Source organism: Methylocystis sp. (assembly GCF_051061285.1).
Lineage (GTDB): Bacteria > Pseudomonadota > Alphaproteobacteria > Rhizobiales > Beijerinckiaceae > Methylocystis.
The window spans coordinates 79,051-98,765 of sequence record NZ_JBPFEA010000024.1; the positions used below are offsets into that span (position 1 = coordinate 79,051).

Sequence of the window (19,715 nt, forward strand, 5' to 3'; positions counted from 1 at the left end):
GGCGTAGCCAATTTCGGTCGACGGATACCCCTCACCGCGGACCTTCGGTCCGACCCTCTCCCGATGGGAGAGGATGGGCGCGCGCCTATGACTGACGCTCCGCTTTACGCCTTCGGGCTCGGCGCAAGGCGCGGCGTCGCCGCGAACGACATCATCGAACTCGTGCGCCGCGTCGCGCAAACGCATAAGGTCGACCTCAGCGAGGCGAGGCTTTGCGCGCTCGAAAGCAAGGCGCAGGAGGCCGGGCTGCACGAGGCGGCGCGCGAACTTGGGCTTGAACTCGTCTTTCTGCCGCTCGCCGCGCTGCGCGCCCGCAAGGCGACCGCGGCGACGCATTCGCCGCGCGTGCAGGCGATGTTTGGAGTCGGCAGCGTCGCCGAAGCCGCGGCGCTTGTCGGCGCCGGACCCAACAGTCGCCTCGTCGCGCCGCGCCTGACGACGCCGGTCGCCGCCTGCGCGCTGGCGAAGCGCGCCGAAGAGAACAACTCATGACCGTGCATTTCATCGGCGCCGGCCCCGGCGCCGCCGATTTGCTTACCTTGCGCGGACGCGATCTCATCGCGCGATGTCCGGTCTGCCTTTACGCCGGCTCGCTCGTTCCTGCCGGCGTGCTGGCGCATTGTCCGCCGGGCGCGCGCATCGTCGACACCGCGCCGCTGTCGCTCGACGCCATCGTCGCCGAGATGCAGCAGGCGCATGACGCCGGCCTCGATGTCGCGCGGCTGCATTCGGGCGATCTCTCGATCTGGAGCGCGGTGGGAGAGCAGATGCGCCGCCTCGACGCGCTCGGCATTCCTTGCACAATGACGCCGGGCGTTCCCGCCTTCGCGGCGGCGAGCGCCGCGTTGAAGCGCGAACTCACGCTGCCCGAAGTCGCGCAATCGCTGGTGCTGACGCGCACGTCGGGCCGCGCCTCATCGATGCCTGGGACCGAAAGGCTCGCCACATTCGCGCAATCCGGCGCGACGCTCGCGATCCATCTCTCGATCCATGTTCTGGCGCGGGTCGTGGAGGAGCTGACGCCCTATTATGGCGGCGGCTGTCCCGTGGCGCTCGTTTATCGCGCCTCATGGCCCGATGAGCGCGTCGTGCGCGGAACGCTGGCCGACATTGAAGGGCGCGCGTCCGAGACGCCGATGGAGCGCACCGCGCTCATTCTCGTTGGACCGGCGCTCGCGAGCGAAGATTTCCGCGAAAGCGCGCTTTACAACGCGGACTATGATCGGCGCTTTCGGCCGAGCGGCGAAAGGTGAACGCGCCCGGACTGCTGATCGGCGCGGCGCGCTCCTCCTCGGGCAAGACGACCCTGACGCTTGGCCTGATGCGCGCGCTTGTGCGGCGCGGCTTGTGCGTCGCCCCGGTCAAATGCGGGCCCGACTATATCGACCCGGCCTTTCACGCGGCGGCGACCGGCCGCGCCGGGGTCAATCTCGATTCATGGGCGATGGATGCGCATTCGATTGGGCGGCTCGCCGCGCGCGTGAGCGAAGGCGCGGACATCGTGATCGCCGAAGGCGCGATGGGGCTGTTTGACGGCGCGCCCGGCGGCGCGGCGGGAATCGGCGCCAGCGCCGACATCGCCGCCTTGCTTGGCTGGCCAGTCGCGCTCGTTCATGACGTCTCCGGCCAGGGGCAGACGGCGGCGGCGATTGTCCGCGGCATCGCAGGACACGACGCGCGCGTGAAGGTCGCCGGCGTCGTATTGAATCGCGTCGGCTCCGAGCGTCATCGCAGACTCGCCGGCGAGGCGATCGAGGCGCTGGGCATCCCGGTGTTTGGCGCGCTGCCGCGCAATGAGGGGGTTTCTTTCCCCGAACGCCATCTCGGCCTAGTTCAGGCCGGCGAGACGGCAGGTCTCGACGGGCGTCTCGAGGCGCTCGCGGATTTCATTGAAGCGCATGTGGATGTCGCGGCGGTGATCGAGGCGGCGCGCAGCGCCCCCTCCCCAGCCCTCCTCCGCTTCGCGGGAGAGGGGGTAGGTCAGCGCGCTTTATCAGCGTCACGCGAAAACGGCGTGAGCGTCCCCTCTGCCGTTCGAAGTCGGCTGTTGCCGACTTCGGAGTCGATGCGCAACCCGGGAACACCCGGTTTGCGAAAGCGGGGGAGCGACCGGGAGGGGGGCCTTCCGCCCCCCGCGCAGCGCATCGCGGTGGCGCGTGACGACGCTTTCTCCTTCTTTTATCCGCATCTCGCGCAGAGCTGGCGCGACGCCGGCGCGGAGCTTTGCTTCTTCTCGCCGCTCGCCGACGAGGCGCCGCCCGGAGATTGCGATCTCTGCTGGCTGCCGGGCGGCTATCCAGAGCTGCACGCCGGTCGGCTGTCGGCGGCGCAGGGCTTCATAAAGGGGTTGCGGCGTTTCGCTCAGAGAGGATGGCTCCACGGCGAATGCGGCGGCTACATGGTTCTCGGCCGCGCGCTGATCGACGCGACGGGCGCCGCTCATGAAATGGCCGGACTGCTCGAACTGGAAACGAGCTTCGCCCAGCGCAAATTGCATCTCGGCTATCGCCAGGCGAGATTGGCTGTCGATCATCCGCTGGGCGCCGTCGGATTTCGACTGCGCGGGCATGAATTTCACTACGCGACTGTTCTTCGCGAAGAAGGCCTGCCCTTCGCGTTGGCGCGGGACGCCTATAGCGATGATGAACGCCCAGCCGGACTGGCGAGAAACGGCGTCTCCGGCTCGTTTTTCCACCTGATGGCGTAAAAAAGGGCCGCCGGACGAACCAGCGGCCCAAGTCAAGGGAGGAAACGCCCAAGGAGGGCTACGAAGCAAGACAACTCTCGCTGCGTCGCACTGTTATATTGCTGCGCCGCACAAGAGTCAAGATATTTTTCGCTACACGGCAAAGCTTCAGCGAGTAGCCGCCCATCGCGCCTTGGACAGAAAAGAAAGCCGCGCCTAAGCGCGGCTTTGAGTTTGCTCGAAGGATCCGAGAGTTTTAAAAAGATTTGGACGGATGAGCGGCCGCGGATTTCCTGACGCCAATAGAGGCCGGCGGCGTCGGAATATCTCCCCCCAATGCGTCCCTGCTGGAACGCACCAATTTTTTCACGCTGTTGGTGGGGCTTGGATCCGAGGCTGCGAGCGCGGAAAGGTCGCGGTGGTCGCTGCGCATCGGCGCCAATGCGACGACGCGGGTCTGCCGGCTTTCGCCAGCGGCCTTCGCCGCGGCCAGGGTCACGACCGGCGGTTTGGCGGCGAGCTTGGCCGCGACCTTGGCGACAGCCGACCCAGCGCCACGGTTCGGCTTCTCGTCGAGGGCGATTTCGGTCGGCGGAACGATCGTCTCCGGGCGGCTGACCTCTGGAATCCGCGATGCAAAGGCCGGGTGCTGGCCGCCGTCCTGATAAACGATCCGCACCGGCTTCACGCCGCTTTGCGCGAGTTGGGCGATCTTGGCTTCGTCCTGGGCGCTCTTCTGGGCCACAGCCTGGGCGATCTCCGGGTCCTGTTGGAGCGGCGGACAGGCGGCGTCCGGATCGAGATTGGCCGCGCCCGCCGCGTTGAACACGTAACGCCGGTTGCAGAAGGCGACCTGCGGCTCCTGCAAGGTCACCTCGAAATGATCGGAGCCTTCCTTGAGCTGCTTCCAGAAGTCGATGTTGGGATCGAGACGATGTTTGGCGAGATTTTCCGCCGTCATCTTGAAGGGGAAGGATTGCATCTGGATCGCGCGTTGACCGCCGGCGAGCGACGAGCGGGCGATCGCGTAGATCTCGGCGATCTGCTTGTCGGTCATCGAGAAGCAGCCGGCCGACGAGCAGGCGCCATGCACCATGATGTCGCCGCCGGTGTGGCCAAGGGCGCGATCGAGCGCGTTCGGATAGCCGACGTTGAACGACAGATAGTAGCTTGAGTTCGGATTCATCTGCGCCGGGCCGATGGCGTAAAAGCCTTCCGGCACTTGGCGGTCGCCCTGGCGGCGCTTGGGTCCGAGCTGACCCGACCAGCGGCACATCGGAAACGTCTTCAGATGGACGTAACGACCATCGGACCGCATCTTCCAGATTTCGAGCTCCGCTTCCTTTTTATAGGCGCGGATCAGCATCGGCGCTTCCTTGGTCGTGCCGGCCTGCTCCATCAGCGCGACAGTCTCGGAGGGGATCGGCGCTAGCGAGCGATGCGCGAGACCGCTCTGCTCGCAGGCCGAGAGCGCGAAGGCGGCCAGGACGGCAAGCCCCAGCGCCGGCGCAATGCCTCGAGTCTTCATAGTGTCCCCTCTGGCGGCGCAGTCGCCTCGCGAAGGTCTCGGAAGCGAGCCGCCGCGCCTGATCAGGAAAAACAAATAATGGGACGAGAAGTTGTCCGAATTGGCGAAGAATCGCGCGCGGACGCGCTTTTAGGGCCAATCTTCTGGAATTTACGTTAACGCTTCTCTTCAAGTTTCCGGCCCATGGCCAAAAACTTGTCGGCACGGAATTGTCTCAGCTGTTCGCGCGACAAATTCGCCAGGCCGGCAAGCTCTTTGGCGAGCGCCTCTCCGACGGCGCCAATCGCCGCCTCGGGATCGCGATGGGCGCCGCCCGGCGGCTCCGTCACAATCAGGTCGATGATGCCGAACTTTAAGAGATCCTGCGCCGTGATTTTCATGCTCGTCGCCGCCTCTTGCGCCTTGGCGGAGTCGCGCCACAGGATCGAGGCCGAGGCTTCGGGCGACGCAACGGTGTAGACTGAGTGCTCAAGCATCAGCACTTTGTTGGCCGCGGCGATCGCGATCGCGCCGCCGGACCCGCCCTCGCCCAACACCACCGCGACATTGGGCACGCCGAGCAAGAGCGACACGTCGGTGGAGCGGGCGATCGCTTCGGCCTGCCCGCGCTCTTCGGCGTCGATGCCTGGAAAAGCGCCAGCCGTGTCGACAAGCGAGACGACCGGCAAACCGAAACGGTCGGCGAGCTCCATCAGACGGACCGCCTTGCGATAGCCTTCCGGCCGCGCCATGCCGAAATTGTGATGAAGACGACTCGACGTATCCGAGCCCTTCTCCTGGCCGATGACGCAGATCGGCTCGCCGCGGAACCGCCCGAAACCGCCGACGATCGCAAAGTCCTCGCCGAACAGCCGGTCTCCGGCGAGCGGCGTGAACTCGTCGAAAAGCTGCCGCACATAATCGGAAAAATGTGGCCGCTGCGGGTGGCGCGCCACCTGGATCTTTTGCCAGGGCGTCAGGCCGGCGTAGAGATCCGCGAGCGCCTTCGCGGCTTTGGCCTGGAGCTTGCTGAGTTCCTCGCCGATCGACACGGCCTCTCCGTTTCCGGCCAGCGCGCGCAGTTCGTCGACCTTGGTTTCGAGTTCTGCGACGGGCTTTTCGAAGTCGAGATAGGAGCGCATTGAGGCGGCGTTTTCCTTTAGGCGAGGGACGCCTCGCGGGCGCGGGCAAACTCGCCGCAACCGGCTTTGAAGTCAAGGAACACAAAGCGCCAGCGGCGCGGTTGCGAATCTCGATGGAGGGCTTCAATGTCGCTGTCGACCGGGCAGGTTTTATATGCGGGAATGGTCGTTCCATGGCGTCTGCGCAAGAACCGTTTAGCCGCTACATTCACGTGGCCGACGGGCTCCGCTTGCATTATTTCGACTATCCCGCGCCGCCGGGCGGCGGCGGGGGTCTGCTCCCGGTCGTTTGCCTGCCGGGGCTTGCCCGCTCGGCCGATGATTTCGACCGCATCGCCAGGGCGCTGCAAGCCGACGGCCGGAGGGTTCTTGCCCTCGACTATCGTGGACGCGGCCGATCCGACTGGGATCAGGACTGGCGACGCTATGACTTCAACGTCGAGCATGCCGACATCATGGCTCAACTTGCCGACGCGGGCGTCGCGCAAGCGGTGTTTATCGGCACGTCGCGCGGCGGCCTTCACACAATGCGCATCGCGGCGCGCCGGCCCAGCGTCGTGCGCGGCGCGGTGCTCAACGACATCGGACCGAAGATCGAGCACGCCGGCCTGCTCCGCATTAAGCGCTACGTCGGCAAGCTGCCGCCCATCCCGTCTATGCGCGAAGCAATCGCGCTGATGCGAATGACCGCCGGCGTCAATTTTTCCGGCGTCTCGCCGCAGGAGTGGGAGGATTATGCGCGGCTTACCTTCGTCGAGAAGGACGGGAAAGTTCTGCTGCGCTACGATCCGGAATTGTCGCATACGCTCGACTCTGTCCTGCCCGATGTTGCGCCAAAGGAACATTGGGACGACTTCGCCGCGCTGTCGGATGTTCCGATTCTCGCCATTCGCGGCGCGAACTCCGACATTCTCTCGCCCGAAGTCTTTGACGAGATGGCCCGGCGCGCGCCGCGCCTTGAGCGGGCCTGGGTCGAAGGCCAGGGCCATGCGCCGCTGCTGCTCGATCAGCCGACAATCTCGCGCATCGCGGACTTCGTGCGCCAATGTCCATAAATCGCGCACAGCCAATCGCTAGGGAGCGTAGCCTTGCGCTTGATTGAGCCGTGAGATCGCGACGCCGACATTGATCTCGGCGTTCGCCTCCATGCGCTGCGCCTCGAGTTGAATCTGGCGCACGCGGTAAAGATCGAAGGCGCTGATCTCGCCAAGTTTGAAGGCTTTGCGCGACAGTTCGAATTGGTCGTTGGCGACGGTAAGTCGGCTGTTGGCCAGTTTCACGGCGCGTTGCGCCGCCGCCAGCGCTTCGCGCGCCGCCTTTATTTCCGCCGTGATAATTCGCCTGGCGCGTTCATATTCGGCCGTGGCGCGATCCATCTCGGCGAGCGCCGCGGCCCGTCTCGGCTCGTTGCGACCCGCCGTCGGCAAAGGAATGCGGATGCGAACGCCGATGGTCGTCGAATCCGTGCGCTGGTTGGTGAGCGTCTGAGAGGGATCGGTTGAATATTGATCATTATATTCGCGCCGCCCGAACACGCCGATATCGGGACTGTCGATCGGCGTTGCGTCGATGAGCCGCGCCTGCGACTCGGCGCGCACCAGCGCGGCGCGCGGCGCGCGTAGGGCCGGATGATTTTCAATCTCGGTCGCGGGATGCAAGGACTCGAGTGTTCCTTCCGCGGGCGTGCCGGCGGTGAGAGCCATATAATTGACTTGCGCGACCTTCGCGGCGCCTTCCGCCTGCGCCAGTTCCGTTTCGGCGGCGAGCGTCTCATTCCGGGCGAGCAGCGCATCGCCTTGCGCGGCGTCGCCAAGTTCGAAGCGGCGGGTCATGTCCGCGCCGATGTCGCGCGCGGTCGTGACGCGCGTGCGCGCGACCGAGACTTCGCGCGCCGCCCGCTGCACGCTCCACCATGCGTTGCGCAACGCGCCAGCGACATCGAGTCGGCGCAGCGCCAGCCGCTCCTCCACCTCGACGAGGCTGGTCGTGACCGTCGCCTCAAAGGCGTCGCGCTGTCCGGGCAGCCACAGCGGCATGCCGACCTCAAACTCCGTCTCGTTGTAATTGCGCAGATTGCCGGTGACATTACTGGAGATATTGTTGCGCTGCAGGCCGCCCACGTAGGGCGAGCCGGGCGTGATCGAATTGGCCGTCGCATAGCGCGCCGAGGTGGCCCGAAACTGCGCCTCGAGCGAACGGCTCTGCGCATCAACCAAGACGGCCATCTCAAGATGTTTCGCCAACACGCCGCCGCTTCGCCTGGTCGGCGCCCGAACACGGGCTTTCTTGCGCGATGTCCCAGGCGGTTTCTTGGGTGCAGCTTTGACAGACGCTTTGATCTGCATCTCCGCCGGCTCGCCCTGCTCCTGTGCAAAGACTCGCGTCTCGAAAGGCAAAGCCAACGCAAACAACAAAAATGCTGTAAAAACCGCGCCGACCCTCATACGCGAGCGTCCTCGCGCGCACGCATTGGCGCGGGTCGCCGCATCGCGCGCGCGCGGAACTTCTGACGAATGACCAAGCCGAGATTGGCGGTGCGATCGTAAAGAATCGGCAGCAGGATCAAGGTCAGCACCGTGGCCGAGATCAACCCGCCAATGACGACGATGGCGAGCGGGCGCTGGATCTCGGCGCCGGGCCCATGCGCGAACAGGAACGGGATCAAGCCGAAGGCCGCGATGGTGGCGGTGAGCAAGACGGGCCGCATGCGCCGACGCGCGCCTTCCAGCACCGCTTCGCGCGTGCTGCGCGTGCCCTCGGCCACAAGCTTGTTGATGTAGGAGATGAGCACGACGCCGTTGAGCACGGCGATGCCGACAAGCGCAATGAAGCCGACCGACGAGGGCACTGACATGAATTCTCCCGAAAGCCACAGGCCCAAAATGCCGCCGATCGCCGCGAAGGGCACATTGCAGAACACCAGCGTCGCCTGCAGCACCGAGTTGAAGGTTAGATAAAGCAACAGGAAAATCAGCGCCATCGCGATCGGCACGACGATCGCAAGCCGCGCCGATGCGCGCTGCTGGTTCTCGAATTGGCCGCCCCATTGATAGCGATATCCCGGCGGCGTCTTTACGTTTTTGGTGACGGCCTTCTTGGCCTCGTCGACGAATCCGACAAGATCGCGTCCCGTCACATTGGCGAGGACGGTGGCGAAGCGACGGCCTTCCTCGCGAATGATCTGGATCGGTCCGTTCTCCACGCGCACGTCGGCGAGTTGCGACAGTTCGACGACTTTGCCTTCAGATGAAACCATCGGCAGCCGCGCGAAGTCGACGGACGAGCGGCGCGAGATTTCAGAGCCGCGGATGACGAGCGGGGTGCGGATCGGCCCTTCGAGGACGATGCCCACCGGCTGACCGTCGACCCACACGCGCAGCGCGTCCTGAATCTCGCCGGCGTTGAGGCCAAAGCGCCCGGCAGCCAGCCGGTCGACGCGCGCCGTGAGATAGCGCATGCCGTCGTTCTGCAGGCCGAACACGTCGCGCGCCCCCCTGATCTTGCGCAAGGTCGCCGCGACCTCGCGCGTGAGACGATTGAGCTCATCGATGTCGTCGCCAAATATCTTGACGACGACGTCGCCGCGGGCGCCGATGATCATTTCCTGTACGCGCATGTCGATCGGCTGCGAAAAGGCATAGGAAATGCCCGGCATGCTATCGAGCACGGCGCGAATCTCGCCCATCAGCCAATCTATATCCTTGCCGCGCCATTCGCTTTGCGGCGCAAGCGTCAGGAAATTATCGGTGTCGTTGAGGCCGACGGGATCGATGCCGAGTTCGTCGGCGCCGGCCCGGGCCATCATTCCCTTGACCTCCGGCACGCGCTCCATGATTGCGCGCTGAATGCGCATGTCGGTTTCCGCGGCCATATTGACGCTGATCGTCGGATGTTTGCGGATGGTGATGACGGGCGTGCCTTCATTCATCACCGGCATAAAGGTCTGGCCGATGCCCGCATAGGCGATGAAGGCGACGACGAGGCCGATGACAGCGGCGGCGCCGACAATTAAGGGCTTGTCGAGCGCGCGCTTGAGCAAGGGCTCGTAGACTGCGGCGACCTTGCGCACCAGCCAGGGTTCGTCGGCATGGCCGGGCTTCAACAATGTCGCGCTCAGCGCCGGAACGACGGTGAGCGACAGCAGGAGCGCAGATCCGAGCGCAAAGGCGATGGTCAGCGCCACCGGCGCAAACAGACGACCCTCGAGCCCTTCGAGAGACAGCAGCGGCAGGAACACCGTGACGATGATGATGACGCCGGACGTGAGCGGGACGGCGACCTCGCGGGTCGCCTCAAGCGTCATGAAGATGCGATCGGAAAGACTGACGTCATGCGCATGCGCCATGCGATGTTCGACGTTCTCGACGACGACGACAGCGCAGTCGACCAAAAGTCCGATGGCGATCGCGAGACCGCCGAGCGACATGATATTCGCCGAGAGTCCCCACCAGCGCATGATGCCGAACGTCGCGAGCGCGGCGAGCGGCAAGATGACCGATACGACGATCGCGGCGCGAAGATCGCCAAGAAACAAGACGAGCAGGATGACGACGAGGACGATCGCCTCGATCAGCACCTTCTGCACGGTCCAGACCGCTTTGCCGATCAATTCGCTGCGATCATAGAAGATTTCGATTTTGGCCCCGTTCGGCAACGTCGGCTCGATTTCGGCCAGGCGCTGCTTCACGCCATTGACCACCATGCGCGCGTCCGCGCCGCGCAGCCCGAGAACAAGTCCCCACACCGCCTCGCCTTCGCCGTTGCGCACGACGACGCCGTTGCGCGGCAACGCGCCGTTGCGCACTTCGGCGACGTCGCCGACGCGCACGATGCCGGTGTCACGCGCGGCGATCACGACGGATCGGATCTCCTCAAGCGATCGCAGGCGGCCTTCGGCGCGCACCAGCAGCGCTTCCTCGCCATCGCGCACGCGCCCCGCGCCGTCATTCTTATTGTTGTTGGAGAGCGCCAACTGGAGCATCTCCACGGTGACGCCACGAGACGCCATGGCGGCTGGAAACGGCGCGACTTCGAAGGTGCGCACGAAGCCGCCGAGCACGTTGAGGTCGGCGACGCCCGGCAGGCCGCGGATGGCGGGGCGTATCGTCCAATCGAGCAGCGTGCGTTGCTCCGTCGGCGTGAGATGGCCGCCGACGATGGTGAACATCACCATCTCGCCAAGCGGCGTGACGATCGGCGCGAGGCCGCCGGAAACGCCGTCCGGCAACTGACTTTGCGCTTGCGCCAGACGCTCGTTGACCTGCGCGCGCGCCCAGTAGATGTCTGTCCCTTCCGAAAATTCGAAGGTGATCAGCGTCACCGAATAACGCGTCGTCGAGCGCATGCGAACGAGGCTGGGAATGCCTTTCGCCGCGATCTCGATCGGCACGGTGACGCGCGCCTCCAACTCCTCTGGCGTGAGGCCCGGCGCGCGCATCGCGACCAGCACCTGCACCGGCGCGACGTCCGGAAATGCGTCGATCGGCAGTTTGAAATAGCTGACCGCGCCCCACGCGGCGAGACCGAGCGCGCCAAGAAAGACGAGCAGCCGCTGCTGGAGCGCGACACGGATCAGTCTTTCAAGCATTGCGTATCATCACCTTTCGGCCTCGGCGAGTTCCGCCAACAAGGTCAGCAGACCGCGGGTCGCGACGCGCTCGCCTGCCTTGAGCGCGCCCTGGACCGAGGCGAACTGCGGCGTCTCGGAAAGCAGCGTCACCGGGGTCGCGACAAAGCCTTCCGGCGAGCGCACGAACACCCAATTGTGGTTTTTGAAGTTCACCAGAGCGTCCGAGGAAACCCGCCACTGCGTATCGCCGCCGCCCTTAAGGCGCAGGATCGCCTGAACCGCTTGGCCAGGGCGCAGCGGACTCGATCCAGGCCGAAACTCGGCGACGGCCGTGACAGACTGCGTCGCCGCGTCCACGGTGCGTCCGATGCGAATGAGTCTGCCGTCGATGCCCGCCAGAGGCAAATGCACGCGGGCGACGCTGTCTAGCGCAGCGGCGCGGCCAAGGGGCACCTGCAGATTGACCCAAATGGGGTCGAGCCGTGCAATCGTGATGAGCGGCGCCGACGCCTGCACGCGCTCGCCGGTCGTGCCGTGTCGCTGCAGGACGGTGCCGGTAACCGGCGCGCGCACGACAAGCGAGCTTGCGAGCTTGCGCTCGCGCTTCAGCGTCTCGATCTCCTTATCCGTCATGCCGGCCAGCGACAGAATTTGCCCGCGCTCATCCAGCGCCGAACGCGCCTGAGTCGCCTCGGCGCGCGTGACGATCAATCGCCGCTCGGCGATAATGTGCTCCTTGAATAGCTGCTCGTCGCGCCGCAGCTTCTCGGCCGCGAGATTCGCCTCCGAGACAGCGTGCAGGAAGGCGCGCTGGGCCTCGATGAGCTCCGACGACTTCAGCGTCGCGATCGGCGCGCCTTGTTTGACATCCTCGTCGATTGCGACAAGCAGAGTCTCGACGAGACCGGCGGCGGGGGCCGCCACGATGAGGAGCTGCTGCGGCGGCACGGCGACGACGCCCGGCACGACGAGTTCGCCCATGCCCGACTCCCGCTCGATGGGCTGAGTCTCAACGCCGGCGACGCGCATCTGATCTTCGCTGATTTTGACGAGGATCGGTTGCAGGTTCTGTGTCTCAGCGGGGGCGCCTTGCGCTGTTGGAGCGCTGAAGGTCAGAAGACCGCCGAGAATGAAAAAGCCCGAGAGAATGCAAAGGCCAAGGAAAGGAGCAAGCGTCCGCCGCATGTGAGTGATCATGAACCTTCGCTTTACAGGCCGTTCGCCTGCCTTCCGCTGTCGAGGGCAGCGGGACGCGTTCCAGAGGCGAAGCGGCGCACGCTGAAGTGACGCGCGCAACAGCGGCCGCCGCATTCCTACGGCGCCGCGATGGCGATCATCTTGCCCGGATGCGGCGAAAGGCTCAAGGCAATTCGGCCCTTCGCCGGAGATTTTCCAGAAAAAATAGATTGGGCGTCCGTGTTTTCGGCCGCTCCAACCGTCGCAAATGAGCGCGCAGGTTCTATAATCATCGAAGAAACCGTCACCCTAGCCCTGAGGAGCGAAATGCGTCATCCTTCGACCGCCGCCATTCGGCTCGCGGATTACCGTCCTGCCGATTTCGCGATCGATTCTGTCGAACTCGACTTCGCTCTGCATCCGACCAAAACCCGCGTCTCCGCGCGACTGGCGCTGCGCCGCAATCCAGCCGGGGATTCTTCTGCGCCACTCGTGCTCGACGGCGACGAGTTGATGCTGCTGGGCGTGAAGCTCGACGGCCGGACGCTGGGGCCCGGCGAATATGAAGCGACGCAGGATCGCCTTACTCTCGCCGAAGTTCCTGACGCGCCTTTTACGCTGGAAATCGACACGGAGCTCAATCCGAGCGGCAATACGCAGCTTTCCGGGCTCTATCGCTCCGGCTCGGCCTATTGCACGCAGTGCGAGGCGGAAGGTTTTCGCCGCATCACCTATTTCCTGGATCGGCCCGACGTGCTCAGCGTCTATACGACGCGCATCGAAGCCGAGAAAAGCGACGCGCCGATCCTGCTGTCGAACGGCAATCCGATCGAGCATGGCGATGTCGCAGGATCCAATCGCCACTATGCCCTCTGGCGCGATCCGTTCCCAAAGCCCTCTTATCTGTTCGCGCTCGTGGGCGGCGATTTGGGCGTTGTGCGCGACGAATTCACGACAATGTCGGGCCGTGTCGTCGAACTGGCCATCTACGTCGAACATGGCAAGGAATCGCGCGCGGCCTATGCGATGGACGCGCTGAAGCGCTCGATGCGCTGGGACGAAGAAAAATTCGGTCGCGAATATGATCTCGACGTGTTCAACATCGTCGCCGTTTCCGACTTCAACATGGGCGCGATGGAGAACAAGGGCCTCAACATCTTCAACGACAAATATGTGCTCGCCTCGCCCAACACTGCGACCGACGGCGATTACGCCGGCATCGAAGGAGTCATCGCGCACGAATATTTCCACAATTGGACCGGCAATCGCATCACCTGCCGCGACTGGTTCCAGCTTTGCCTGAAGGAAGGGCTGACGGTTTTCCGCGACCAGGAATTTTCCGCTGACATGCGTTCGCGCGCGGTGGAGCGCATCGGCGACGTGCGCGGCCTGCGTCTCGCGCAATTTCCCGAAGACGCAGGTCCGCTCGCGCATCCCGTGCGTCCGGACGTCTATCAAGAAATCAACAATTTCTACACATCGACCGTTTACGAGAAAGGCGCTGAAATCATCCGCATGCTGCGGACGCTGATCGGCGACGACAACTTCCGCCGCGGCATGGATCTCTACTTCGAACGCTTCGACGGGACGGCCGCGACGATCGAAGATTTCCTCTCCTGCTTCGCCGCCGCATCCGGCCGCGACCTGACGCATTTTGCGCTTTGGTACAGTCAGGCGGGAACGCCTGTGGTGACGACGTCAGGCGACTACGATCCCGCCGCCCGGACGTTTGCCTTGAAGCTGTGTCAGCAAACGCCTCCAACGCCGGGCCAAAGCGACAAGAAGCCCGTCGTGATCCCGCTGGCGCTGGCGCTCTTTGGCGAGAACGGGCAAAAGCTCGATCTCGTCAGCGAAGACGCCGCGCCGACTGAACTCGCTTGTGGTTTGATCGAACTCGACCGCGCCGAGCGCGTCATCCGGTTCCGCGAGATTCCCTCACGGCCCGTGGTCTCGCTGCTGCGCGGCTTTTCCGCGCCTGTGCGCCTCGAGCCCGCGCCGGCGAGCGAGGATCTCGAACGTCTGCTCGCCTGTGACGACGATCCGTTCAATCGCTGGCAGGCGTCGCAAAGCCTCGCCTTGCGGGCGATCTTCGGTCGGCTCGAAACCGGCGCATTGGACGCCCGGGGACTTTGCGAAGCGCTGCGACTGCTGCTCGCCAAGTCCGAGGACGATCCGGCGTTGGTCGCACAGGCGTTGTCGCTGCCGTCGGACATCGACCTTGCGCGCGAAAAGGGGAACGACGTCGACCCGGATCAGCTCTTCGACGCGCGCATGGCGTTGCGCGCGGAGATCGGCAGGTCGCTCGGCTCAGCGCTCGACGCGATCCACGCGCGCTTCTCCGCCGCTGGGGCCTTTACGCCCGACGCCGCGAGCGCGGGACGCCGCGCTTTGCGCAATGTGGCGCTCGATCTTCTGGCCGCGGGCGATGCTGAAAAAGGCCGATCGCTCGCCACGGCGCAGTTCGAAACCGCCGGCAATATGACCGACAAGCTCGCCGCGCTCGCCACATTGGCGCTTCTCGGCGGCCATGCGCGCGAGGAGGCCTTCGCCCGATTCTACGCACAATATGCCGGAGACGCGCTCGTCATCGACAAATGGTTCTCGCTGCAGGCGATGATTCCGGAAGCGGCGACCACACAGCGCGTATTGGGCCTGATGACGCATCGGGAATTTTCGATGAGCAACCCCAACCGCGTACGCGCTTTGATCGGCGCCTTCGCGAACGGCAATCTCACGCGCTTTCATGCGCTCGACGGGTCGGGATACGATTTGCTGACGGCCGTGGTTCTCGAAGTCGATCCGAAGAATCCCCAGGTGTCCGCACGGCTTCTCTCGGCGCTGCGATCCTGGCGCACGATGGAGTCGCGGCGCCGCGGCCTCATTGAAGCCCGGCTCAAGCATATCGTCGCGCAGGAAAATCTCTCGGCGGACCTGCGCGACATCGCCACGCGGGCGCTTGGCTGAGGCGCTTGCTGAGGCGCCCAAAAAAGAGTCGTTAACGTCGCGTTAAGATCTGGACAATCGCACGTCGAGAGATTCGAATGAAGGTGATTCGCTCGTAAGCCGCGTTCGCATCACATTCATTTTGGAGGCTATCGATGGCGCGCGCTCCCGCTGCCCGCGTGAAGACTCACGCCCATACCGTGTGGGGAGCGTACCGGTTCGATGAGAACGGCGCAAAGCGGCCAAAGGACTTCTCCTGGCTGCGCCCTTTGGCGTTCGCCGCCTGCGCGGTTTGCCTCGTCTCTCTCGCCGCCTTTGTCGTGTCGCTGACCAGCGCGATGCAGGATCGACTGGTCGAACAGGCTGTCGACGATCTCGACCTTTTCGTGCGCGCCGTGTCGCAGGACCTACGCGACAAAATCAAGACCGACGCGCAAAAGCCGTTCGGCGCGCCGCTCGATCAGCTCGTGCCGCAAGGCGCGCTCGCGCGAGGGCGACGCGTTCTGGTGACGGACGAGCGCGGCCGCGTCGCCGCCGCCTTTCCGCCGATTCCATCGAAAGACCTTACGCTGTCGCAAGCCATCGGCGCCGAAGATGCGCTCGTCGACTTCGCCGACAACGCCGGCGTCTTGCGCGTCACCTTGCCCGATGGCGTTCCGGCGCTTGTGAGCGTCAGGAAGCTGCCGACGCCATTCGGCCAGGTGGCGATGATTTATCCCGTCGACAATGTGCTCGGCGAATGGCGCGTGATCGCGTCCCGTTATGCGCTGCTGTTCGCCTGCACCACGCTGCTGCTGCTCGTCATCGTCCTCGCCTATTTCCGCCAGAGTTGGCGTCGTCAGGAAGTCGAACGCGCCAATACGCTGATCCGCAGGCGCCTCGAGGCGGCGCTGTCGCGCGGCCGGTGCGGCCTTTGGGAATGGGACATTGCGCGCGGCCGGATCTACTGGTCGGACTCCATGTATGAAATGTTGGGGCTGCCGGCCGAGCGCCGCTCGCTTTGCTATGCCGAATTGAGCGCGCTGCTGCATCCCGACGATGGCGACTTCCAGACGATGGCCGACATGGTCGCGAGCGCACGGACGAATAGCGTCGATCACGAGTTTCGGCTGAAGAACGCCACGGGCGAATGGATCTGGCTGCGCGCGCGCGCGCAGATTGTCGAAGACAGTCGGGAAGCCGGCAAACATCTTATTGGAATCGCAATCGACGTTTCGGAGCAACGCGCGCTCGCCGAACAAACCGAGATGGCCAATTTGCGCCTGCGCGACGCGATCGACGCCATTTCCGAAGCCTTCGTGCTGTGGGACTCCAAAAATCGACTCGTGACCTGCAATTCGAAATTTCTCTCACTGCATGGCCTTTCGCTCGAAGCCGCATCCGCCGGGGCGAACTATCGGCAGATCATGAGCTGCGCCATCGCGCCGCTGATCCGCACCCAGGTCGCCTCGCCCGACGGACCTTCGCCAGACGCCCGCACCTACGAGGCGCAGCTCATCGACGGGCGCTGGCTTCAGATCAACGAGCGCCGCACCAAGGATGGCGGCTATGTCTCCGTGGGCGCCGATATTACGGCGCTCAAGCGCAACGAGGAGAAGCTGCGTGAATCGGAGCGCCGCCTCACCGCGAGCGTCGCCGATCTAACCCGCTCGCGACAGACGCTGGAGATGCAGGCGCAGCAGCTCGCGATACTCGCCGAGCAGTATCATCACCAAAAGGCCGAGGCGGAAGCCGCCTATGTGGCGAAATCGGAATTCCTCGCCAATATGAGCCACGAGTTGCGCACGCCGCTCAACGCCATCATCGGCTTTTCGGAAATGATGGAGGCGGAGCCTTTCGGCGCGCTCGGTTCGCCAAAATATCTCGAATATTGCTGCGGCATACGCCAGGGCGGCAATTACCTCAACGAAGTGCTGTCCGACATTCTCGACATGTCGCGTCTCGAAGCGGGCCTCATCCGCCTCGCCGAACGGGAGATCAACGTCGCGGAGGCGCTGCGCAAATCCGTCGGAGCCTGGCGCGCGCGCGCCGAAGTAAAGAACATCGAGCTTGTCGCCGACGCCCGCGAGAACCTGCGTTGCGTCGGAGACGAAGCGGCGATCGTCAAGACGCTCAGCATCTTTCTGTCGAATGCCGTCAAATTCAGCGAATTCGGACGCGTGGTGCGGGTGCGCGCGCGAGCCCACGGCGGCGCGATCGACGTCTATGTCGAGGATTCGGGACGCGGCATCGACCCGCGCGCCATCCCCAAGCTCGGCAAGCCGTTCGAACAATGCGCCGATCTGATGGAAAACGGCATGCGCGGATCCGGGCTCGGCCTCGCCATCGCCCGCGCCCTCATCGAGCTGCATGGCGGCGCGCTGCGCGTCCGCTCCCGTCTTGGAGAAGGCACGGTCGTCATGATGCGCTTGCCGGCGGCCTCGGCGACGGTGACCCCATTGAAGGCGCGCGCCGTCGAAGCGGGCGGGACCGCGAAGATTGCGCCTTATGCGCGCTCCATCCGCGCCGCGGGACCGACGGTTGTACGCATCGCAGGCAGCGACAGCGCCACGCGCAATCCAGGCGCATTGTCTTCTATCCGCAACGCGCCGTGATGCATCCGCGCAACCGCCGCCGCCAGCGACAAGCCGAGACCTGAACCCGGCCGCGAACGGGAATTCTCAAGCCGCACGAAACGTCCCACCACGCGCTCGCGATCCGATGGCGCAATGCCAGGTCCGCGATCCGCGACGACGATTTCCACGCGATCGCCGACGCGCCGCGCCTCGATGGCGATGCGCGGCTCGTCGCCTGTCCCGCCATATTTCAGCGCGTTGTCGACGAGATTCACGAGCGCCTGCCCGAGCAGTTCGCGGCTGCCGGTGACCGCCAGTCCGTCCTGCGCCGCGACATCGAGGCGGACGCCCTGCTCTTCGGCGACGGGCTCATACATCTCGGCGATGTCGCGCACGACGGCGTCGGCGTCGAAGGTCGCCATGTTGTCGCTAGAATAGCCGGCCTCGGCTCGCGCGATCATCAACAGCGCGTTGAACACGCGGATCAGGTTGTCGGACTCTTCGATCACGGCGGCGAGCGCCGCACGATGCTCGCTGCCCTTGGCGTCGGCGCGTAGCGCCGCCTCGGCGCGGTTGCGCAAACGGGTTAACGGCGTCTTGAGGTCATGCGCGATATTATCGGAAACTTCGCGCAAACCGGCCATCAGCTCGCTGATGCGCTCGAGCATGGCGTTGAAGTTTTCCGCCAGCCGGTCAAGTTCGTCGCCGGCGCCCGAGATGGCGAGTCGCTCGTGCATATCACCCGCCATGATGCGGCGCGCGGAGCCCGACATCACGTCGACGCGCTCCAGCATGCGATACGACACGAACAAACCTCCAAGCGCGCCGACGAGCGCGAGCCAGAATAGCGACACGCCCAGCGCGCGGCGCAATATGCCGCGAAGCACTTCATGATCTTCGATGTCATGGCCGATAAGCAGGCGAAAGCCGCCGGGAAGAAGGAACAGCCGCAGCAAGGCCGGATGCTTGACGCCCGGCTCGCCGCGTCGCTCATAGGTCGTCTCGACGAGTTCCGTGCCGCCCGACGGCGTGAAATTCGGCGGCTCGATATTGCCGACGATGACGTCTCCGGAATGACTCGAGAGCAGATAGAGCGAACCGCCGGGCGCGCGCACGCGGCGCTCCACCGCATTGGCGAGCTGCCGTAGGCCGCCCTGCGCATATTGTTCGGACAGCGCCCGTATTTCGGCGTCGACGGTCTGCTCGATCTGTTCGTCGAGAACTTCCTTGACGCGTGCGCCGACGCGCGCAAGCACAAGGCCCGCGCCAATCGAGAACAGCACGAGATAGGCGATCGACAGTTTGAACGCCGTCGTGCGGAAAAGTTTACCGAGCGCCGTCACGGATCATATACCCAGCCCCGCGGATCGTGTGCAGAAGCGGGTTCTCGCGGCCTTTGTCGATCTTTGAGCGTAAACGGGAAATATGCACGTCGATGACATTGGTCTGCGGATCAAAATGGTAATCCCAGACGTTTTCGAGCAACATGGTGCGGGTCACCACCTGGCCGGCATGTTTCATCAGATATTCCAGCAGCCGGAACTCGCGCGGCTGAAGCACCACCTCCTGGCTGCCGACCGTCACCTTGTGCGACAACCGATCGAGCTCCAGATCGCCGACGCGATATTGGGTTTCTTCGCCTTTGGGCCCGACGCGGCGGCGCGCCAGCGCCTCGACCCGCGCCAGCAGTTCCGAAAAGGCGTAGGGTTTTGGCAGATAGTCGTCGCCGCCGGCGCGCAAACCCTTCACGCGATCGTCGACTTGGCCGAGCGCGGAGAGAATGAGCGCCGGCGTCTGAACGCCCTGCTCGCGCAGGCCCGAGATCAGCGACAGCCCATCCATTTTGGGCAGCATCCTGTCGACGATCAGCACGTCGTAACCGCCTTCGCTGGCGCGTCCATAGCCAGCAAGCCCATCGGCGGCGTGTTCGGCGACATGGCCTTGTTCGCGGAACGCCTTGACGAGGTATTCGCTCGCTTCGCTGTCGTCTTCAATGATCAGAATGCGCATGTTTCACTATAGCTGAGATTGCAAAAAAACGGCAGGCCGGCGCATTGCGCGCCAGCCTGCCCCGCGTTCGGGCGCCAGGAGGGGACTGGCTCTGCCCGACGCTCTTCGTTGCGGAGACCGGCTGCGG

General features: G+C 64.5%; 13 protein-coding genes. 6 read left to right on the forward strand and 7 right to left on the reverse strand.

Going from position 1 to position 19,715, the window contains the following annotated elements:
- Nucleotides 1-87 precede the first annotated feature (87 nt).
- From ACR65T_RS08055 to ACR65T_RS08065, 3 genes are read left to right on the forward strand one after another with little or no spacing between them, the layout of a single operon-like run.
- Nucleotides 88-492 carry a cobalamin biosynthesis protein gene (locus ACR65T_RS08055; RefSeq protein ID WP_434495987.1) on the forward strand — a complete coding sequence of 135 codons (405 nt, stop codon included), beginning with the start codon at nucleotides 88-90 and terminating at the stop codon, nucleotides 490-492.
- Nucleotides 489-1,253 (forward strand): precorrin-4 C(11)-methyltransferase, encoded by a 765-nt coding sequence (cobM, locus tag ACR65T_RS08060; RefSeq protein ID WP_434495988.1) that lies wholly within the window; start codon nucleotides 489-491, stop codon nucleotides 1,251-1,253. The genes ACR65T_RS08055 and cobM overlap by 4 nt, the downstream gene beginning before the upstream one ends.
- The gene (locus ACR65T_RS08065) at nucleotides 1,250-2,707 is read left to right on the forward strand and encodes a cobyrinate a,c-diamide synthase (RefSeq protein WP_434495989.1); all 1,458 of its coding nucleotides are present in this window, start codon (nucleotides 1,250-1,252) and stop codon (nucleotides 2,705-2,707) included. Before cobM ends, ACR65T_RS08065 begins: the two co-directional genes overlap by 4 nt.
- Before the next feature lie 235 nt (nucleotides 2,708-2,942).
- Here the strand turns inward: ACR65T_RS08065 and ACR65T_RS08070 are convergent, their stop codons facing one another.
- Both ACR65T_RS08070 and ACR65T_RS08075 read right to left on the reverse strand, forming a co-directional pair.
- On the reverse strand, nucleotides 2,943-4,214 hold the full coding sequence (locus ACR65T_RS08070; RefSeq protein WP_434495990.1) for a L,D-transpeptidase family protein: 1,272 nt from the start codon (nucleotides 4,212-4,214) through the stop codon (nucleotides 2,943-2,945).
- Nucleotides 4,215-4,369: 155 nt separating this feature from the next.
- Complete coding sequence (locus tag ACR65T_RS08075; RefSeq protein WP_434495991.1) at nucleotides 4,370-5,335, reverse strand: acetyl-CoA carboxylase carboxyltransferase subunit alpha; 966 nt, start codon at nucleotides 5,333-5,335, stop codon at nucleotides 4,370-4,372.
- A gap of 173 nt (nucleotides 5,336-5,508) precedes the next feature.
- Here ACR65T_RS08075 and ACR65T_RS08080 point away from each other — a divergent pair, with 173 nt between their 5' ends.
- Nucleotides 5,509-6,390: an alpha/beta fold hydrolase gene (locus tag ACR65T_RS08080; RefSeq protein WP_434495992.1), complete on the forward strand. Its 882-nt coding sequence runs from the start codon at nucleotides 5,509-5,511 to the stop codon at nucleotides 6,388-6,390.
- An 18-nt stretch (nucleotides 6,391-6,408) separates the two neighbouring features.
- Here the strand turns inward: ACR65T_RS08080 and ACR65T_RS08085 are convergent, their stop codons facing one another.
- The 3 genes from ACR65T_RS08085 to ACR65T_RS08095 form a co-directional block, all read right to left on the reverse strand.
- Nucleotides 6,409-7,560 (reverse strand): TolC family protein, encoded by a 1,152-nt coding sequence (locus tag ACR65T_RS08085; RefSeq protein WP_434495993.1) that lies wholly within the window; start codon nucleotides 7,558-7,560, stop codon nucleotides 6,409-6,411.
- A 215-nt stretch (nucleotides 7,561-7,775) separates the two neighbouring features.
- On the reverse strand, nucleotides 7,776-10,922 hold the full coding sequence (locus ACR65T_RS08090) for an efflux RND transporter permease subunit (RefSeq protein ID WP_434495994.1): 3,147 nt from the start codon (nucleotides 10,920-10,922) through the stop codon (nucleotides 7,776-7,778).
- Between the two features lie 9 nt (nucleotides 10,923-10,931).
- Entirely contained in the window at nucleotides 10,932-12,101 is a 1,170-nt protein-coding gene (locus ACR65T_RS08095) for an efflux RND transporter periplasmic adaptor subunit (RefSeq protein WP_434495995.1), read from the reverse strand.
- 306 nt (nucleotides 12,102-12,407) lie between these two features.
- On the opposite strand from ACR65T_RS08095, the gene pepN reads away from it, so the two are divergent.
- Together pepN and ACR65T_RS08105 are read left to right on the forward strand one after the other, a co-directional pair.
- Complete coding sequence (pepN, locus tag ACR65T_RS08100) at nucleotides 12,408-15,044, forward strand: aminopeptidase N (RefSeq protein WP_434495996.1); 2,637 nt, start codon at nucleotides 12,408-12,410, stop codon at nucleotides 15,042-15,044.
- Nucleotides 15,045-15,178: 134 nt separating this feature from the next.
- Nucleotides 15,179-17,617: a PAS domain-containing sensor histidine kinase gene (locus ACR65T_RS08105; RefSeq protein WP_434495997.1), complete on the forward strand. Its 2,439-nt coding sequence runs from the start codon at nucleotides 15,179-15,181 to the stop codon at nucleotides 17,615-17,617.
- Here ACR65T_RS08105 and ACR65T_RS08110 read toward each other — a convergent pair.
- The gene (locus ACR65T_RS08110; protein ID WP_434495998.1) at nucleotides 17,509-18,921 is read right to left on the reverse strand and encodes a sensor histidine kinase; all 1,413 of its coding nucleotides are present in this window, start codon (nucleotides 18,919-18,921) and stop codon (nucleotides 17,509-17,511) included. The two genes, ACR65T_RS08105 and ACR65T_RS08110, sit on opposite strands and share 109 nt — an antisense overlap.
- A complete protein-coding gene (locus tag ACR65T_RS08115) occupies nucleotides 18,905-19,588 on the reverse strand; it encodes a response regulator transcription factor (RefSeq protein WP_014892581.1) in 684 nt (227 codons plus the stop codon). Before ACR65T_RS08115 ends, ACR65T_RS08110 begins: the two co-directional genes overlap by 17 nt.
- Between the last annotated feature and the right edge of the window lie 127 nt (nucleotides 19,589-19,715).

Bases quoted from the DNA above. Each gene is read 5' to 3' on its own strand.
- ACR65T_RS08105 (WP_434495997.1), top strand. From the start codon at position 15,179: ATGGCGCGCGCTCCCGCTGCCCGCGTGAAGACTCACGCCCATACCGTG.
- ACR65T_RS08115 (WP_014892581.1), bottom strand. From the start codon at position 19,588: ATGCGCATTCTGATCATTGAAGACGACAGCGAAGCGAGCGAATACCTC.
- ACR65T_RS08085 (WP_434495993.1), bottom strand. From the start codon at position 7,560: ATGGCCGTCTTGGTTGATGCGCAGAGCCGTTCGCTCGAGGCGCAGTTT.
- ACR65T_RS08095 (WP_434495995.1), bottom strand. From the start codon at position 12,101: ATGATCACTCACATGCGGCGGACGCTTGCTCCTTTCCTTGGCCTTTGC.
- ACR65T_RS08090 (WP_434495994.1), bottom strand. From the start codon at position 10,922: ATGCTTGAAAGACTGATCCGTGTCGCGCTCCAGCAGCGGCTGCTCGTC.
- cobM (WP_434495988.1), top strand. From the start codon at position 489: ATGACCGTGCATTTCATCGGCGCCGGCCCCGGCGCCGCCGATTTGCTT.
- ACR65T_RS08055 (WP_434495987.1), top strand. From the start codon at position 88: ATGACTGACGCTCCGCTTTACGCCTTCGGGCTCGGCGCAAGGCGCGGC.
- ACR65T_RS08080 (WP_434495992.1), top strand. From the start codon at position 5,509: ATGGCGTCTGCGCAAGAACCGTTTAGCCGCTACATTCACGTGGCCGAC.
- ACR65T_RS08070 (WP_434495990.1), bottom strand. From the start codon at position 4,214: ATGAAGACTCGAGGCATTGCGCCGGCGCTGGGGCTTGCCGTCCTGGCC.
- pepN (WP_434495996.1), top strand. From the start codon at position 12,408: ATGCGTCATCCTTCGACCGCCGCCATTCGGCTCGCGGATTACCGTCCT.
- ACR65T_RS08075 (WP_434495991.1), bottom strand. From the start codon at position 5,335: ATGCGCTCCTATCTCGACTTCGAAAAGCCCGTCGCAGAACTCGAAACC.